This is a genomic window from Paenalicyclobacillus macrosporangiidus (assembly GCF_900116805.1).
GTDB lineage: Bacteria > Bacillota > Bacilli > Alicyclobacillales > Alicyclobacillaceae > Alicyclobacillus_H > Alicyclobacillus_H macrosporangiidus.
The window spans coordinates 210,063-226,827 of sequence record NZ_FPBV01000002.1 but is presented as its reverse complement, the minus strand read 5'-3'; the positions used below and the strand labels follow the sequence as shown (position 1 = coordinate 226,827).

The window sequence follows — 16,765 nt, the reverse complement described above, 5'->3', positions numbered from 1 at the left end:
CGGAGGTGCTTGCGCGCGTGGGGTGGGACGAGTGGTTGGCCGTGTCGCCGGTGATTGCGGCACCGCTGCTCCTGGCGCTGGGTTTCGCTCCGGAACGGGCGGCGGTGCTCGCGCTGCTCACGCAATCCGCGGTGCCGTGGGGCGCCCTGGCCGTGGGCACCGTCCTCAACGCCGAGCTGTCGGGGGTACCGCTGCGCACCATCGGTGTGGGCAGCGCCTGGATGACGGTGCCGCTCTATCTTCTCTATGCGGCGGTGATTGCGGGGCTCGCGGGCGGATGGCGATCCGCCTGGCGCCACACGCCGGCCATCCTCGTGGTGTGGGCCGCGCTCAGCGCCGTGACGTGGGCGGTCAACGCGTATGTGGCGGTGCCGCTGGCCGGCGTGATGGCAGGCGGTGTCGCGGCCGGGGCCTTCGTGCTGTATCTGCGTGTGGTGGGGCAGCCGGCGGGACTGGCCGTGCACGAGACGGCGGCGGAGAGGGATGCGGCCAAGGTAGTGGCGGAGGCTGGTGCCGCCCTGCCGCTGTGGCGGTGCCTGGCGCCGTACGGGGTGCTGGTGGGCTTCAGCTTGGCGGTCAATCTGTGGCCGGACGTTTCGCACGCGCTGTCGATCCCGCTGGTCCTCCGCGCCCCCGCCCTTCAGTTCGAATTGCCGCTGCTGACGAGCCCGGGTTTCGCCCTGCTCCTGGCGTCCCTGGCGGGCATGGCGCTGTTTCGCTTGACGGGGCGGCAGGCGTGGCGGTGCGTGTGCCGGACGCTGGTGCAGGTCTGGCCGGTGGCGGTGTCGACGGCGGGGTTTGTCGCCATGTCGACGGTGATGCAGCGGGCGGGGATGATCGACGGGGTTTCCCACGCGTTGGCGGCCTGGCTGGGCCCGGGATTCGTCTTCGTCTCGCCGCTGCTGGGCGGCCTCGGCGGCTTCATCACCGGCAGCAACTCGGCGGCCAACGCCATGTTCGCGCCGTTCCAGACCACGATGGCGCATGCGCTGCACCAGTCTCCGGCCCTGTACGCCGTCTTGCAGAATGTGGCGGCGTCGAACCTGACGATGGCATCCCCGTCGCGTGTCGCCCTGGCGGCGTCCATCGCCGGCCTGCCCGGCCGGGAGGGCACGCTGACCCGGCGGATGATGGCGCTGGCGGTGGTGGTCATTGGGATGGTGACGGGGATGGCCACGGCCGGTACAGCGGTGGCGCGGGGGTGAGGGCGGTGGGTTGCGGAACGGCGGCGGCGCCGCCAATAAAGTGGAATTGTACATTATGTCGCTGCGCCACAGCGATCGTAAGGTGAAAACGTACATAAACCTCTAACCGCCGCCTGGCCGCCGCCTCGCGGTTGACGCCAGCGGCCAGCGTCATCTTTCGGTGAAAACGCAGGGAAACCCCTCGACTCTCCGCCGGTCAGCGCGCCTCGTACCCGTTGACCACCAGGTCAAGTTTTCCTGTATCCGGATCAATCACCAGTCCGTGCACGCTCACCGATTTCGGCAGGAGCGGGTGGCGCCGGATCATCTCCACGCTCTCGCGGACGCTGTCCGGAATGGATTCGATCCGCTTCAACCACGCCCGCAAATCCACCCCTGCGTGGACCAGGGTGTCGATGGTGTCGGGGGAGATGCCGCGATCGACCATTTTCTGCAGGGTGGCGTCCGCGTTCAGGCTGGTCATGCCGCAGCCGTAGTGGCCGATGACGAGGATTTCTTCGGCGCCGAGGTCGTACACCGCAACCAGAATGCTGCGCATGACGCTCCCAAACGGGTGCGACACCACGGCGCCCGCGTTCTTGATGAACTTCGCGTCACCGTTCTTGAGGTTCATCGCGCGCGGCAGCAGATCCGTCAAGCGCGTGTCCATGCAGGACAGCACGACCAGCTTCTTGTCCGGGAACTTCGAGGTCTGATAGGGTTCGTACGCGCGGTTCTCGACGAACCGCCGGTTGAATGCGAGAATCTCGTCCAGCCGGCTCATCTGTGCCACCTCCCAGCAAAAATGGGCATCCCCGCTGTGCCCCATCCGCTTCAGTGTACCACACGCCTTCGCATGTGCCGCCCGCACGAGCCGGGTCGACGTCGGCCAGGCGGCGGGCGTTTACACCGATACTCCCTTCGACCCTGCTTCGGCTTCCTTTGGGTCCAGTTGGCGGATGGCTGGCCACCAACCGCCCGCCAGGCCCACCGCAACGGTGAACGCGCCCGCCAACGCCAGGATGCTGGAGGGGGACAGGGCGGGAAGCACGAGGCCGGTCAGCCACGCCCCAATCGGTGTGCCGGCGGCCGTCAGGAGGGCGCAAGTGCCGAATACCCGGCCGTGCAGCGCGGGCGGGACGAGGTGTTGCCGGATGGTCGTCACAATCGCTCCCCAGGGCGAAAACACCAACCCGCCGAGGAACATGACCAAGCAGGTGGGCACCACCCGGGTGCACACGCCGGAGAGCGCCAACGTGACGACACCCCACAGGACGATGATGGCGGCCAGGGAAGTCGATGGCCGGAATGGCCACCGGCGGGACGAGAAGACCGCGCCCCCGGCGAGCGCGCCCAAGGAAAAAGCCATCCACACCAGGCCCTGCGCCGCCGGCCCGCCGAGGTGGGCTTGAGCGAGCGCCGGGATGAGCACCATGTAGGGGCCGTAAAAGAGGTTGAACATCAGCGACAGGAAGGCCATGGCCAGCAGCGGGCGGTGGCGGAGGAGGTAGGTCGTGCCGTCGGCGAGATCCATCCAGAATCCCCCGCGCCCGTCCGCCGGCCGCGGTGGAATGGGTCCGATGGACCACATCAGCAGGGCGAGGAACAGGAACGTCGCGGCGTCAAAGTAGAGCGGCGCGACGGGGCCGAACCCGGCGACCCACACCCCGCCCAGGGCCGGACCCGCCAAATAGACGACCGCCATGACGGTCTGGTTCAAGAAATTCGCTTGAGAGAGGCGATCCCGCGGGACGAGCTCGGCCACGAGCGGTCCGGCGCCGGTGGTGTCGAGTGGCAGAATGGCACCGGCCAACGCGGTCAACGCGAAGACGGCCCACAGAGCGGAACGGCCGGACGCGTGCGCCAGTATCGGGATGAGCGTGAAGACCGCGGCCAGCGCCAGATTGGCGAGCGCCATGGCGCGGGCGCGCGGGTAGCGATCGAGCAGGGCACCCGCCACCGGTGCCAGCAGCGCCTGAGGAAGCTGGTAGAGCAGCGTGACGATCCCGACGGACGCCGCGCTCCCCGACAGATCCATGGCGAGCCAGACCAGGCCCATCCAACCGACCTGGTTGCCGAGTCCCGAGACCACACTGCCAATCCAGCGCTTGCCGTATTCGGGATATTGCCAGAGGAGCCCTGCGCCTTCATGCGGGAATTTCATGAACTGTTATAACCCCCCGTTGCAAGGATAGCGACCCATTCGCATGTACACGACTCGTGCACGGCACCGATAGCAACCGGTTTCTATTGATTGATGGATCCCGCCGACGGGCGGCAGCACCCTCTTGAAAGTCCAACTGTTCTTGTCCTGGTTGCGTACCCCGCGTCACCCCCCAAACACCGCCCATCCCGCCAGGGCGCACACGACGACCACCACCCACAGCAGAAGCTTCCACACACTGAGCAACACGAAGGCGACGAGGGCCAGCGCGAAGTCGAGCGGCGTGTGAATCGTGCTCGTCCAGACCGGGTCGTAGAGGGCCGCGAGCAGGATGCCGACGACGCCCGCCTGAATGCCTGCGAGGGCCGACTGGAAACCCGGCCGCGCGCGCAGTGCGTTCCAGAAGGGGAGCGCGCCGAACACCAGGAGGAAGGCGGGGAGGAACATGCCGGCGAGTGCGATGGACGCGCCCAACCACCCGTTTGGAGACGGATGCATGACCGCACCCAGATAGGCGGCGAACGTGAACAGCGGGCCTGGCACCGCCTGCGCCGCACCGTACCCGGCGAGGAACTCGTCGTTCGTCACCCACCCGGGCGGGACGACCGCGCTCTGCAGCAGCGGCAGCACCACGTGCCCGCCGCCGAAGACCAGCGCCCCGGCGCGGTAGAACGTGTCAAACAGCGCCAGGCCTTGCGCCGGCCAAGCCGCGCGCAGCACGGGCAGCCCGAGCAGGAGGGTGAAAAACGCGATCCACATCCCGATGGCGAACCGCCGCGACAGCGGGATGGGAAGCGGCGATGAAGGCCGGGCGGCGTCCGCTTTCATCCCTACCCACCCCGCGATCCCGCTGGCCAATATCACCCCGACCTGCGTCCACGGGGTGGGCCAGAGCAGGGTGACGACGGCGGCCAGCACGGCCACCGCGGCGCGGGTACGGCCAGCCGCGAATGACCTGGCCATGCCCCACACCGCCTGCGCCACCACGGCGACGGCGACGATCATGAGCCCGTGCAGCCATCCTGCCTGTTGGATGTGCCATCGCTGGAGGGCAGCGGCGAAGAGGGCCAGCGCCAAGGCGCTCGGCAGCGTGAAACCCAGCCAAGCGGCGAGGGCCCCCGGCCAGCCGGCGCGCAGCAGGCCGATGGCGATGCCCACCTGGCTGCTGGCGGGGCCAGGGAGGAATTGGCAGAGGGCGACGAGATCGGTGTAGGTGGCGTCGTCCAGCCAGCGGCGCCGCTCCACGTATTCGTCGCGAAAGTAGCCCAGGTGGGCGATGGGCCCACCGAACGAAGTGAGGCCCAGCCGCAGGGCCACGCGAAAGACCTCGCCTGTGGAACCTGCCGCGGTGCGGCGTTCCTGCATGAGATCACCTGCTTTCTTGAGCGTGCGCGCGAAGGCGGCCGAGGGGAAGGGGATTTCACATAATCGTCGAAATTTATCCATAGAATTGTGACAAAAATCACAATGCGAAGGGAGGGCTTGGCGTGCGGCTCATCGACGCCCTGCGACACCCCCGGCCGATGCGATTCCCCCAGCCCCCGAGAAGACCCCGGCCGGACCATGTGTTCCTGCCGTTGTTCCTAACGCTATTATGCATATGGTTTGTCGTGGTATGAAACCGAGCTGCTCTGCATTGACATCCCCCACGGGCCGGTTTAAGTTCGAAATATGCGAACATCATGGCGTGAAGCACGAGACGATCACCAATCATCGGCCATCGCCCGGCCCGCGGCAGGCGGTTCGCGGACCACAGCCAATGGCGGGCCCCGGTGGATGCGCTCGCAACTGATCCGATCCCTGGCCATCTTCTGGCTGGCGGCCCGCCTGTTGTTCGACGCGTGGCGGGCGCAGCGGCTGAGGCAACGGGGCAGCACCCGGGCCGCCGCGGACCGAGCCGCTTCCGGCGCGGCGGTTCGAGCCGGCGCGGTGGGTCAGACCGCCTCCGCCTATGCTGGTGGAACCGCCCATGCCGGGCCAGCCTCTCCAGGCGCCCAGGCCGCCGATTCAACCGTTCGCCTGTACCAGCGCGCCGGAGCGCGCTTTCGCATCACCGCGCTCCGCCTGCAGGGGCTGATTGTCAAGGTCGGCCAGTTTCTCAGCGCCCGCGCGGACGTGCTGCCCGCCGCGTTCACGCGCGAGCTGACCCAACTGCAGGATACCGTCCCCGGCGCGCCGTTTCCCGAGGTGCGGGCGCTGGTGGAAGCAGAGCTCGGCGCCCCCCTGGAGGCGGTCTTCTCCGCGTTCGACGAGACCCCCATCGCCGCTGCCTCCCTCGGCCAGGTGCACCAGGCCGTGCTCGCCGACGGGACGCCCGTCGCCGTGAAGGTTCAGCGGCCGGGCATCGAACGGCTCGCCCGCACCGACCTTCAGGCCCTGCGCAAGGTCGTGCGATTTCTCGACCGCCACACCCGCATCGGCCGGCACATCAACGCCGAAGGCCTGTACCGCGAGTTCGCCGCCATGGTCGAGCGGGAGCTCGACTACCGCCGCGAGGCCAATCACCTGCGGCGCTTCCAGCAACTGCACGCCGGAGACCCGCGCATCGCCGTCCCCCGGGTGTACGACGCGTATTCAGCCCGGCGCGTGATTGTGATGGAATTCGTCGAAGGCGCCAAGGTGACGGACAGCGCCCGCTACACCCGCTGGGGTGTGCGTGTGCGGGACGTCGTCGACACGCTCATCGACAGCTACCTGCACCAGGTCGTCACCCACGGATTCGTCCATGTCGATCCGCACCCCGGCAACCTCCTCGTCACCCCCGCGGGGCAACTGTGCTTCCTCGATTTCGGCATGATGAGCGACATCCCGCAGGCGGATCGGCGGACGTTCGCCCGCCTGGTGCGCGCCGCCCTGACCCAGGACCTGGATGGCGTCGTGCAGGCCATCGCCGATCTCGGATTCCTGCAACCCCATGCGGATCGCGCCGTGCTGCGCCGTGCCGTCGGCTTCATCCTGGACCGCCTGCAGGGCATCCGGCTCGAGCGCGGACCCGAGCTGGACGCCTTCGTCGAGGAGCTGCAGGCCTTTCTGCAGCAGGGACCCATCATTGTGCGGGCCGAGTACCTGTTCCTCGGCCGCGCCGTCGGCATTCTCACCGGGCTCATCACCGATTTGGAGCCGGACATCGACTGGATGCAGATCCTGCGCACCCGCGCCCTGCCGGTGTTGGCGGCGCAGGCGGACGATCCCGGTGCCACCGCACCACAGACGCGCTTTCGCCGTCTGGCCCGGAGATTGGCGCGCCTCGCCTTCGGCGAGGCGGGGGCGGCCGGCGCGGACCTGGTGATGGACGCCGTGCGCGAGTCGGCCGCCGCGATGGCACGGATGCCCGGGCAGGTGGACCGGGTGCTGCGGCAGGTCGCGGACGATGGCATCCGCGTCCAGGTCGACTGGGACGAGGTGATGGAGCGGCTGGATCGCCAGGAGCGGTTGCTGATGCGCGCCATCTGGGTGTTGCTGCTGTGCGTCAGCGGCTTCGCCGGGCTGTGGCTGCGGTTCCACGACGCGTACGCGGCGGGGGACGGCGCCCTGGCCATTGGTTTTGTCTTTCTCGTATTGGTGTGGGTCAATGCCGTGCGCGACTGGGTGGCGCGCCGCCGCCGGAGGAGGTGAAGGAAGACATGCAGGACGCGAATCACCGGCGCGTCGTGGCGCAGTTCGGCAATCGGGCGGAGAAGTACCGGGACGAACGGCTGTTTGCGGAAGGGGAGGACCTCGCCTGGCTCGTCGAGGCGGCGGCCCTCCAGGGCGAGGAGCGCGTGCTCGACGTGGGCACCGGCGCCGGCCATACGGCTCTCGCGTTGGCGTCTTCGGCGGGATGGTGCACCGGGATCGATGTGACGGAATCCATGGTCCGGGTGGCGGACGGCCTGGCGCGGGCGCGGGGCGTGGAGAATGTCACCTTTACCGTGGGGGCGGCCGAGCGGCTGCCGTTCCCGGACGGGGCGTTTCATCTCGTCGTGTGCCGCTTCGCCGCCCACCACTTCGCGGACTTTCACCAGGCGGTTCGGGAGATGGGCCGGGTCCTCGCGCCCGGCGGGCGCGTGCTGGCGATTGACCACTACGCGCCCGAGGATGAGGCGATGGACGGGTTCATCAACGAGATCGACCGCATGCGCGACCCGTCCCACGTGCGCGAGTGGCGGCTTTCCCAGTGGGAGGCCGCCTTCGCGGCGGCGGGGCTCGCGTTCTCGGTGCGGCGGCGCTGGGACCTGGTGATTGATTTTGCCAATTGGGTGGATCGCGCCGGCACGCCGCCGGAAGCCCGCGCCCACCTGGCGCGTCGGCTGGCGGAAGCGCCGCCCGACTGGCGGGCGGAGTTCCGAATCGCGCTCGACGAGGCGGGACAGCCGGTATCGTTCTGCCTGAAGGCGGCCCTCGTCGAGGGTCGCAAGGGCGGGGCCTGACGGGCCGGGCGTGAAGAATTCGCGCATCTAAGACACCTCCCTAGTCTATGGACACGTTCATTTTTTGTGAGCACGGCGGGAAACGTATCCAGAGATACCATCCGCCGGTACGTCGAAGCCCAGAAGAAGCGCGGGTGAATAAGGTGCACAGAGCCTATTCCTTTCGCCTCTATCCAACCAAAAAGCAGGAGCGACAATTTCGGCGAACGATCGGGTGCTGCCGGTTTGTGTACAATCACTTCCTCGCCCGTCGGAAAGAAGTCTATGAGCGGGACGGCACCACCTTGAACCAATACGCCTGTATGCGGGAACTGCCTGCGTTAAAACAGCGGTATCCTTGGCTTCGGGAAGTAGATTCCACAGCTTTGCAACGGACGTTGGAAGAGTTGAATGACGCATTCCAGCGATTCTTCCGAGAGAAAAAAGGCTATCTGCACTTCAAGAGCAAGAAGCACCTGAAGCAGTCCTACACGTCCAAACGCAACGGTAAAGAGAATGACAAGGCAACCATCCGTATCGAGGGAAGCCGGATTCGGCTCCCAAAGGTGGGATGGGTGAAGTTCGCCAAATAGAGAAGTGCAGGGGCGCATTGTCTCAGCCACAGTTCGTTTGGCACCTTCGGGCAAGGTTTTCGTGTCGGTGTTGGTGGACACGGAGGTTCAGCCCCTGGAACTAAGGACAAACACACTCGGCATCGACCTTGGGCTGATCGATTTCGCAGTCCTGAGTACCGGAGAGAGAATACCCAATCTCCGACACCTCCGGAAGCACGAAGAGAAACTGAAACGCTGGCAGCAGATTCTTTCTCGCCGGCAACCGGGCGGGAAGAACCGGGAGAAGGCACGGTTGAAAGTGGCCCGGCTGCACGAGAAGGTGCGTAACGCCCGGATGGACTTCCTGCACAAGCTATCCACCAGGCTGATTCGCGAGAACCAAGTGATCTGCCTGGAGGAGTTGCGTGTGCAGAACATGCAGCAGAATCACAAACTGGCGGGAAGCATCGCCGACGCCGGTTGGTCGGAATTCCGGCGGCAGCTCACGTACAAAGCGAAATGGTACGGACGGCAAGTGATGATCGTGTCTCCAGTTTTTCCGTCCAGCCAGCTTTGCTCCTGCTGCGGACACCGAAACACCGGGACGAAGGATCTATCTGTCCGGCAGTGGACGTGCCCGGTGTGCGGGGAGACGCATGATCGAGATGTCAACGCCGCAAGGAATATCTTGCGGGAAGGCTTGCGTTTTCTGTCCGCTTGAGCGGACTCAACCGTGGGACACACGGAGATCGCTTGGTGCCGCAAGGCAGAACTCCCGGGTGCGGGAGTGCTCCCAAGAATCCCACGGCTTTAGCCGTGTGGAGTGTCAAAGCAGCGGGGCGAGCAGGCGCGCGGCTTGATGGAGGGCCGCCTGCCAGCGGGGCTGTGCGTCCAGCTCGGCGATGACCAGGCGGGTGCTGTGCTGGAGGTCGCGCTCGAACTGGCGCGTCAGCTCCGCAGCGACGGGACGGCTGTACATCACCTGGCAGACCTCGTAGCTGAGGCGGAAGCTGCGCAAGTCGTAGTTGGCCGCGCCGACGATGCCGATCTCGTCGTCCACCTGCATCACCTTCGCGTGCAGAACGCCGGGTTCGTACAGGTAGATCTCAACGCCGGCCTGCAGCAGGTCGCGGTAGAAGGTGCGGCTGGCCATGCCGACGACGACGTGATCGCACCGCCGGGGCACGAGGAGGCGCACCCGGACGCCGCGCATGGCGGCAGTCTTTAATGCGGCCAGGATGTCCGAGTCGGGCACGAAGTAGGGCGTCGTGATGTCGACGCGCCGCTCCGCCTGGGTGATGCAGAGAAAGTACAGGTCCCGCACCGCCTGAACGGGCGCATCCGGGCGTCCGGCGACCGTCTGCGCGCGGGCGGGCAGGGGCGGTTCGGAGACGTCGGCGTCGTCGAGCGGATCGGGGCCGAATTCCACGTTCCACATCCGTCCCGCCGGGCTCATCGCCGGGCGCCACGGCCGCGGGCGTGCGCGCCGCCCGGTTGCGCCGCCGGTGGCGGAGTCCGCGCCGCGAGGGCCATCGCACTCCGCGGCGGCGTCGGCGGGGTTTCGCCAACCGTGTGCCCGCGCGGCCCGATCCGGGTCCGCGAGCGCCCAGTTGGCCTCGAAGGCCGCCTGCAGTTGCGAGACGGCCTCGCCGCGCAGGCGCAGGTGCGTGTCCCGCCACCACCCGACGCCCGGCTTCCGCCCGGTGTACTCGTCGCCCACATTGATGCCTCCGACGAACGCCTCCTGCCCGTCGATGATGGCGATCTTGCAGTGGTCCCGGTGATTCAGGCGCGCGTCGACCCATGGGAAGCGCAGCGGAAAGAACACGCGGCAGGCGATCCCGGCGGCCGCCAGCCGCTCGGCCGCGGCGCGCGGATAGCTGCGGCTTCCAACGCCGTCGCGGAGGAAGCGGATCCGCACCCCCGCCTCGGCGCGGGCGATGAGAACGTCCGAGATCAGGCGGCCCACGTGATCGTCCCGGTAGATATAGTAGTCCAGATCAATGGTGCGTTCGGCGCTGCGCAGGGCGCGGAGGAGATGGTCGTACGTCTCCGTCCCGTTACAGAGTACCTGCACCTGGGCGGGCAGGGGCGGCGCGCCGGTGAGGCGTTCGATCGCGGTCGCGACCGCCCGGGCCGCCCGACCCAGGGGCGGCGCGTCCGTGGCTGCCGAGCCCGTGCTTTTCGCCGTCTCCGCGGCCCCCGCCGACGGCTGCTTTTCCCCTCGCTCGGCCGCCCCTGCGGAGGATGCCTGCGGTGCGCGGTTGCCGCGAGGGACGTGACCCGTCCCCTGGGCGCTGGCAGGGCCGCGGCCGGTGCGCAGCGGCCGGGCCATCCATGCGTACAGGGCGGGGCCGAGCCCGGGCAGGACGAGGCCCAACAACAACCAGGTCAAGGCCTCCGCCGGTCGCCTCACATGGCGCCAAGCGATGGCCACCAAGGTCAATGCATGGGCGACGTACAGCGCACACAGCCAACCCATCGGATTCACGCCGCCGGGTTCACTGCGCGTGCAAGCGGTTCACGTGGACGCGCATCGGCTTACCGTCGGTCTCCACGTGCACCAGCGCGGTTCCGGTGGCATCGTCCAGTTCGTCGATCCACACCGGCTTGCCCTCGAACAAGACCACCACGTTCTCGGGCGAGTTCACAATCTCCTTGGCCTGCTGCAAGGTCATCCGACATTCCCCCTGAATGGGTAGGATGGCCACAGAGGCGGGTGTGTATACCGTCAGCGGCTCACCCAGGGCAGCACCGGACGCCGGAGGCCGACGCGGGGACCGGCGGGCCGCCGGACCTTCGCCACGTACCAGAAGCAGGCGGCGCCGAGAGCGGAGCTGACGGTGCAGGCCCAGTACATGGCGGCCGCGCCGCCGCTGTGGAGCAAGATGCCGTTGAGCAGGTTGCCCACGATTCCGGCGAGGCCGCCACAGATCATCCCGAAGATGCTCTGGGCCGTGGCCTGCAGCTGCGGCGGGGCGGAGGAGAAGACGAAATCGACCGCGGCCACGTAGTAGAAGCCGAACGAGATGCCGTGCAGCACCTGGATGGCGATGGCCACCCAAGGGATGGGCACGAGGGCCTGGATGCTCCAGCGCAGGATGTAGGCGATGGCGGCGATGGCCATCATCCGCTCCCGCCCGAGGCGGTGGTTGAGGCGGGCCGCAATCAGCATGGACGGCACGTTGGTCCCGGAGGCGAGCAGGAACGCCAGGCCGGTGAGGGCGATGGATCCGCCCATGTCCCGGAAGGTGAGGGCGAAATACGTGTTGAAGGCGGTCAGGGTCTGGCTTACCAGAAAGCCGCCCGCCAGGAACACCAGAAATCGCCGATCCCGCAGCAGTTGCATCAACCCTTCCTGAAACGATCCCCCGAGGCCCACGCCGTGCGTCTCCCGCGGGAATGTCAGGGTGATCAGCGCCCCGCACAAGCCTGTCACGGCGTACGGGATCCACAGCCACTGCAGCGGCAGGTGCGCGAGAAAGAGGCCGCCCGCGTAGCCGCCGACCGCGAAGCCCAGGCTGGCCAAACAGCGGATGGTGCCGTAAGATGTTCGCAAAGCCCTCGCGGTGGCGACCGCGTACGCGTCGGCGATGGGGGCCTGCGGGGCGGAGAACAGGTTGCTGACGGCGTTCGCGAGGGCGACCAGCCACAGCCACGGGATGTTGTACAGGACGGCGACGAGGCCGGGCATCACGGCGCTGAGGGCGAGGGTGAGCCGGGTCACATGGAAGCGGTCGACCACCAGTCCCCACAAGGGCTGCGCCAGGATGGCGACCACGGTGCCGGTGGCCATCACCTGGCCGACCTCGCCGCTGTTCAGGCCGTTTTGCACCAGCAGCATCGACAGGTAGGGGACGAAGAGCCCTCCGGAGAGGCCGGTCAAGAAGTAGAACGCACGCAGTTTCCACAGGGTTTGCGGCACGGTGCACACACTTCCTTGCCTAGCCGCCCCGGCAGGCGGGGCGTGAAGATATGATCAGAATACCACAGCCCCTTTGCACTGGAGCCCCAATTTTTGCGAAACAGCGCCTATGTGTCGACACTTTGTGCAGGGCGGTGAAAGGATTGGCAAGTCGGCAGGCCAAAGCGCATCGGGTGCATCAGGGGGGCCAGCCGGCTCGGTGGGCGCCCGGCGTGGTGGTCATCGGCTGCTCGACGGGCGGCCCCGCCGCCCTCGCCCGGCTGTTGCCGGATTTTCCGGCCGACTTTCCGGTGCCGGTGGTGGTCTTGCAGCACATGCCGGCGGGGTTCACGCGCCCGTTGGCGGAGCGGCTCAACCGGTTGTGCGCCCTCATGGTGAAAGAGGGGGAGGATGGCGAGATTCTCCGCCCGGGGACGGCCTACGTCGCGCCTTCCGGTCTGCAGACCACCCTGGCCGGCACGGCCGGCGGGGTTGCGCTGCGGGTCTGGCCGGAAGAGCGCGCGCCGTTGGAATATGCGTCGGACGAGGCCCTGGCCCCGTTGTACAAGCCGTGCATCGACATCACGCTGGCCTCGGCCGCTGAGGTGTTCGGGGGTCGCGTGCTCGCGGTGATCCTGACCGGCATGGGAAAGGACGGCTTGGCCGGTTGCCGGGCCGTCAAGTCGAAAGGCGGGCGCGTGGTCGCGGAGGCTGCGTCGTCCGCCGTGGTCTACGGGATGCCACGGGTGGTGGCGGAGGCGGGGCTCGCCGACGGGCAGGCACCGGTGGGCGAGTTGTACAGCGAAATTGTCCGGTGGATGGGCGGAGGAACCGGATGAAACCGGACTGCCGAGCGTTGCGGAGAGGAGAAAGGAGAGAGTGGAATGGCTGAAATGGCGGCCATGCCGGCTCCGTTGCCGGGGCAGGCCATCAAGAAAGAGGCAGTGTGGACCTTCAGCGGGGCGCACCTCATCAATGACCTGATGACGGTCGGGCTGGTGCCGGCCCTCTTGCCGTTGTACAAGTCGGCGTTTCATCTGAGTTACACGCAGACGGGTCTCATCGTCCTGTTCTCCTACTTGATGTCGTCGGTCATGCAGCCGGTGTTCGGTTGGATCACGGACCGGCGCCCCCGGGTGTGGTTCCTCCCGGCGGGGGTCACGTTGACGTGCTTCGGGTTGGCGATGACCGGCATCGCTCCGTCGTTCGCATGGGTGATTGTGTTCATCTCCCTGTCGGGGCTAGGATCCGGGATCTTCCACCCGGAGGCGTCCCGCGGCACCCATCTTGCGGCCGGGCGGGCGAAGGGGCTCGCCCAGGCCATCTTCCAGGTGGGGGGCAACGCGGGGCAGGCCCTGGGGCCGCTGTTGGTCCCCCTGTTCCTCCTCGGCACCGGGGTGCGCGGGCTGACGGTGTTCTTCGCCCTCGGGGTGGTGGCGTTTCTGCTCACCTGGCGGCTTTTGCCTTGGTACCGGGCACGGGTGGAGGAGGAGCGGTTGGCCAAACGCCAGGTGGCGGGCCGCAACCGCATCGGCGCCCTGGCGGTGTTCAGCGCCGCCATCATCTTGCGGTCCTGGTGCCAGATCGGCGTCGCGGGGTTCCTGCCGTTCTTTTACGTGCACCAGCACATGGCGTTGGGGAAGGCGGAGCTGCTGACCTTTCTGTTCCTCGGGGCGGGCGCTGTGGGCACCTTCGTCGGCGGGCTGCTGTCCGACCGCCTGGGCCGCAAGCGCATTTTGGTCGGCTCCCTCGCCCTCGCCGTGCCATTCGCGTGGCTCCTGCCGCGCGTGAGTGGCGTGTGGGCGGCCATCGTGCTGTTCTTGTTCGGCTTCACCGTGCTCGGGTCGTTCGCCGTGTCCGTGGTGTACGCGCAGATGCTCCTGCCGCGCAACATCGCGCTGGCATCGGGGCTCAACATCGGGTTCAGCGTCGGGGCCGGCGGCATCGGCGCCACCCTGTTCGGGCACATCTCGGACGTCTGGGGAGTGGGGGTGGTGTTCACCCTCATCACGGTGCTGCCGTTGGTCGCCGCCCTCCTGTGCGCGACGCTGCCGTCGGATGCCCGGTTGCGGGCGGAGGCGGCCGGGACGGCAGGGGCAGCGGGGGCGCCATCCGGGGGTGCGTGACGGCGCCCGCACCGCTGGGAAATTCCTTCGCGATTCTCTACAATGGGGACAGCGTGGTGCAGCGGATGTGAGCAGGAGGGATGTCCGTGGCGGTGAGGGAGCGCGGCGAACGTCAACAGGTGCTGCTCGAAGCGCTTCGGGCCAGCCGAGAACCGATTCCGGGGGCGCAGTTGGCCGCCCTGTGCGGCGTGACGCGGCAGGTGGTCGTGCATGACATCGCGCTTCTGCGCGCTGCCGGCGAGCCCATCCTGTCGACGCCGCGCGGATATTGGCTGCGCCCCGGGGAGGCGGCGCGCCGTCCGTTCGTGCTCTCCGTGTGCCATCCGCCGGAGCGGACGGAGACGGAGCTGTACACCATGGTGGATCACGGCCTTCACGTGGTGGATGTGGTGGTGGAGCACCCGGTCTACGGGGAGCTGCGGGGCGCCTTGCACCTTTCTTCCCGGCGTGACGTGGCCCTGTTCCTGCAACGCGTCGCGGAGACCAAGGCGCTCCTGCTGTCGTCGCTGACCGAAGGGTTTCACCTGCACACGGTGGAGTGCCGGGACGAGGGCCAATTGCACGAGGCGGTGGCCGCTTTGCGCGCCGCCGGGATCCAGGTGTTGGACTGAGACAACGCACTTTGAAAGGACGGGGACAGATGGTCATCAAGCCGAAAGTCAGGGGATTTATCTGCACCACGGCCCATCCGGTGGGATGCGCCGCGCACGTGCAGGAGCAGATCGACTACATACAATCGCAGCCGCGTGTCGACGGGCCCAAGAAGGCGCTGATCATCGGCAGCTCCACCGGGTACGGGCTGGCGACGCGGATCGCCGCCGCCTTCGCCTGTGGCGCCGACACCATCGGGGTGTGCTTCGAGAAGCCGGCCTCCGACAACCGCACCGCGACGGCGGGGTGGTATAACACGGCGGCGTTTGAGCAGGCCGCCCGCCAGGCGGGCCGGTTCGCCAAGACGGTCAATGGCGACGCCTTCTCGGACGAGGTGAAGCAGGAGGTCATCGATCTCATCCGCACCCACTTCGGCCAGGTCGATCTCGTCGTGTACAGCCTGGCCTCGCCTCGCCGCCGCCACCCGCGCACGGGGGAGACCTTCTCGTCGGTCCTGAAGACCATCGGCCAGCCGTTCACGAGCAAGACGGTGGACGTGCACACCGGCAAGGTCACCGAGGTCACCGTCCAGCCGGCCACCGAGGAGGAGATCCGCGACACCATCGCCGTCATGGGCGGGGAGGACTGGCAGATGTGGATGGATGCCCTGGAGGAGGCGGGCGTCTTGGCGGACGGGGCCACCACCGTGGCGTACTCGTACATCGGGCCCGAACTGACGCGCGCCATCTACCGCGACGGGACCATCGGCAAGGCGAAGGATGATCTCGAAGCGACCGCCCTGCGGCTGAACGAGCGGCTGCGGGCGCGTGGCGGGCGGGCGTTCGTGTCCGTCAACAAGGCGGTGGTCACGCAGTCCAGCTCCGCCATCCCGGTGGTCCCGCTGTACATCTCCTTGCTGTTCAAGGTGATGAAGGAAAAGGGCCTGCACGAGGATTGCATCCAGCAGATGTACCGGCTGCTCGCCCATCGCCTGTACACGGGCGGTGAGGTGCCTGTGGACGACCAGGGCCGGATTCGGTTGGATGAACTGGAGTTGCGGGAGGACGTCCAGGCCGCGGTGATGTCCGGCTGGGAACAGGTGACGACCGACAACCTGGCACAGCTCACCGACATCGCAGGATACCGGCGAGACTTCCTGCGCCTGTTCGGATTCGAGATGGACGGGGTCGATTACGAGGCGGACGTGAATCCGGACGTGGCCATCGGGTGACGGGATGTGGTGGCGTCAATCCTCCGTTGACCTGTAATCCGCCGCCCGGTCCCGGATGAATTGGGCAATCACCTGGAGCAGATGGGAGGCGTCGTGCAGCAGGTCTTGCTCCGCCAACTGCCTGGCCAGCGCCACGTACGGACGTGAGGATTCCGAGGCGATGAAGCGGGCGGTGTCGTGATCATACAAGGCCTGGATGCGCCTGGCCAGGTCCATGACATCGGGAGCGATGGCCGGATGGCCGCCTTGTGCGTCCGTGAGGTCGCCTTTCTGCCCGCCGGCAGCATCGCGGATCGGGCGGTTGCCGGCCGGGCTGCCGGCGGGATGGCCACTCGCTTCGGCGTGGCCGTTCACGGAGGATGATCCGGACGAGGCGGACGGCGGAAGCCCGTCCGCCTCCGCGTCGGGGGCGGGCGCGTCGTCGTCGAAGTAGGCGAGCGACACCCCGAACGCGTGCGCGAGGCGCTTCACCCGGTCGATGGACGGGTTCGGCCGCGTGCCGTTTTCAATCGCGCTGATATGACTCACCGATACGCCGGACCGCTCGGACAGTTCCTTCAACGTCCAGCCCCGCTGCTCGCGCAGGTATGCGACCTTCTCCCCAATCGGCGCCACGCTTGTCC

At 67.6% G+C, this 16,765-nt stretch carries 14 protein-coding genes and 2 pseudogenes; 9 read left to right on the top strand and 7 right to left on the bottom strand.

Annotated features, from left to right (window positions below; translation table 11 throughout):
* Window positions 1-5 precede the first annotated feature (5 nt).
* Window positions 6-1,205, top strand: a complete 1,200-nt coding sequence (locus BM357_RS03380; protein ID WP_175511430.1) for an L-lactate permease — start codon at window positions 6-8, stop codon at window positions 1,203-1,205.
* A 196-nt stretch (window positions 1,206-1,401) separates the two neighbouring features.
* Here the strand turns inward: BM357_RS03380 and BM357_RS03375 are convergent, their stop codons facing one another.
* From BM357_RS03375 to chrA, 3 genes are all read right to left on the bottom strand, one after another.
* Window positions 1,402-1,968 (bottom strand): beta-class carbonic anhydrase, encoded by a 567-nt coding sequence (locus tag BM357_RS03375; protein WP_074949604.1) that lies wholly within the window; start codon window positions 1,966-1,968, stop codon window positions 1,402-1,404.
* 120 nt (window positions 1,969-2,088) lie between these two features.
* Window positions 2,089-3,348 (bottom strand): MFS transporter, encoded by a 1,260-nt coding sequence (locus BM357_RS03370; protein WP_074949602.1) that lies wholly within the window; start codon window positions 3,346-3,348, stop codon window positions 2,089-2,091.
* Window positions 3,349-3,513: 165 nt separating this feature from the next.
* The gene (gene chrA, locus BM357_RS03365) at window positions 3,514-4,713 is read right to left on the bottom strand and encodes a chromate efflux transporter (RefSeq protein ID WP_074949600.1); all 1,200 of its coding nucleotides are present in this window, start codon (window positions 4,711-4,713) and stop codon (window positions 3,514-3,516) included.
* A 411-nt stretch (window positions 4,714-5,124) separates the two neighbouring features.
* Here chrA and BM357_RS03360 point away from each other — a divergent pair, with 411 nt between their 5' ends.
* From BM357_RS03360 to tnpB, 4 genes and pseudogenes are all read left to right on the top strand, one after another.
* Window positions 5,125-6,963, top strand: a complete 1,839-nt coding sequence (locus tag BM357_RS03360; RefSeq protein WP_074949598.1) for an ABC1 kinase family protein — start codon at window positions 5,125-5,127, stop codon at window positions 6,961-6,963.
* Window positions 6,964-6,971: 8 nt separating this feature from the next.
* Window positions 6,972-7,757: a class I SAM-dependent methyltransferase gene (locus BM357_RS03355; RefSeq protein WP_074949596.1), complete on the top strand. Its 786-nt coding sequence runs from the start codon at window positions 6,972-6,974 to the stop codon at window positions 7,755-7,757.
* 9 nt (window positions 7,758-7,766) lie between these two features.
* Window positions 7,767-7,895, top strand: a pseudogene (locus BM357_RS03350) (transposase); the annotation flags it as partial.
* A 5-nt stretch (window positions 7,896-7,900) separates the two neighbouring features.
* Window positions 7,901-9,011 (top strand): annotated as a pseudogene (gene tnpB / locus BM357_RS03345) (IS200/IS605 family element RNA-guided endonuclease TnpB).
* A gap of 105 nt (window positions 9,012-9,116) precedes the next feature.
* Here the strand turns inward: tnpB and BM357_RS03340 are convergent.
* The 3 genes from BM357_RS03340 to BM357_RS03330 are packed head-to-tail and all read right to left on the bottom strand — an operon-like array spanning window position 9,117 to window position 12,215.
* On the bottom strand, window positions 9,117-10,772 hold the full coding sequence (locus BM357_RS03340; RefSeq protein WP_074949594.1) for a phospholipase D-like domain-containing protein: 1,656 nt from the start codon (window positions 10,770-10,772) through the stop codon (window positions 9,117-9,119).
* Window positions 10,773-10,791: 19 nt separating this feature from the next.
* On the bottom strand, window positions 10,792-10,968 hold the full coding sequence (locus BM357_RS03335) for an H-type small acid-soluble spore protein (RefSeq protein WP_083430131.1): 177 nt from the start codon (window positions 10,966-10,968) through the stop codon (window positions 10,792-10,794).
* 53 nt (window positions 10,969-11,021) lie between these two features.
* Window positions 11,022-12,215, bottom strand: coding sequence for an MFS transporter (locus BM357_RS03330; protein ID WP_074949591.1), 1,194 nt, complete (start codon window positions 12,213-12,215; stop codon window positions 11,022-11,024).
* A 143-nt stretch (window positions 12,216-12,358) separates the two neighbouring features.
* On the opposite strand from BM357_RS03330, the gene BM357_RS03325 reads away from it, so the two are divergent.
* From BM357_RS03325 to fabV, 4 genes are all read left to right on the top strand, one after another.
* Complete coding sequence (locus BM357_RS03325) at window positions 12,359-13,033, top strand: CheB methylesterase domain-containing protein (protein ID WP_175511429.1); 675 nt, start codon at window positions 12,359-12,361, stop codon at window positions 13,031-13,033.
* Between the two features lie 45 nt (window positions 13,034-13,078).
* Window positions 13,079-14,320 (top strand): MFS transporter, encoded by a 1,242-nt coding sequence (locus BM357_RS03320; protein WP_245783812.1) that lies wholly within the window; start codon window positions 13,079-13,081, stop codon window positions 14,318-14,320.
* 86 nt (window positions 14,321-14,406) lie between these two features.
* Window positions 14,407-14,931 (top strand): transcription repressor NadR, encoded by a 525-nt coding sequence (locus tag BM357_RS03315; protein WP_245783811.1) that lies wholly within the window; start codon window positions 14,407-14,409, stop codon window positions 14,929-14,931.
* A gap of 29 nt (window positions 14,932-14,960) precedes the next feature.
* Window positions 14,961-16,142: an enoyl-ACP reductase FabV gene (gene fabV, locus BM357_RS03310; protein WP_074949587.1), complete on the top strand. Its 1,182-nt coding sequence runs from the start codon at window positions 14,961-14,963 to the stop codon at window positions 16,140-16,142.
* Window positions 16,143-16,157: 15 nt separating this feature from the next.
* Here fabV and BM357_RS03305 read toward each other — a convergent pair whose 3' ends face one another.
* A complete protein-coding gene (locus tag BM357_RS03305; protein WP_074949585.1) occupies window positions 16,158-16,757 on the bottom strand; it encodes a helix-turn-helix domain-containing protein in 600 nt (199 codons plus the stop codon).
* Window positions 16,758-16,765: the final 8 nt, after the last annotated feature.

What these genes read in the sequence shown, in the direction of transcription:
- BM357_RS03375 (WP_074949604.1), bottom strand. Translation starts at nt 1,968, where the DNA reads ATGAGCCGGCTGGACGAGATTCTCGCATTCAACCGGCGGTTCGTCGAG.
- BM357_RS03370 (WP_074949602.1), bottom strand. Translation starts at nt 3,348, where the DNA reads ATGAAATTCCCGCATGAAGGCGCAGGGCTCCTCTGGCAATATCCCGAA.
- chrA (WP_074949600.1), bottom strand. Translation starts at nt 4,713, where the DNA reads ATGCAGGAACGCCGCACCGCGGCAGGTTCCACAGGCGAGGTCTTTCGC.
- BM357_RS03360 (WP_074949598.1), top strand. Translation starts at nt 5,125, where the DNA reads ATGCGCTCGCAACTGATCCGATCCCTGGCCATCTTCTGGCTGGCGGCC.
- BM357_RS03355 (WP_074949596.1), top strand. Translation starts at nt 6,972, where the DNA reads ATGCAGGACGCGAATCACCGGCGCGTCGTGGCGCAGTTCGGCAATCGG.
- BM357_RS03340 (WP_074949594.1), bottom strand. Translation starts at nt 10,772, where the DNA reads ATGGGTTGGCTGTGTGCGCTGTACGTCGCCCATGCATTGACCTTGGTG.
- BM357_RS03335 (WP_083430131.1), bottom strand. Translation starts at nt 10,968, where the DNA reads ATGACCTTGCAGCAGGCCAAGGAGATTGTGAACTCGCCCGAGAACGTG.
- BM357_RS03320 (WP_245783812.1), top strand. Translation starts at nt 13,079, where the DNA reads ATGGCTGAAATGGCGGCCATGCCGGCTCCGTTGCCGGGGCAGGCCATC.
- fabV (WP_074949587.1), top strand. Translation starts at nt 14,961, where the DNA reads ATGGTCATCAAGCCGAAAGTCAGGGGATTTATCTGCACCACGGCCCAT.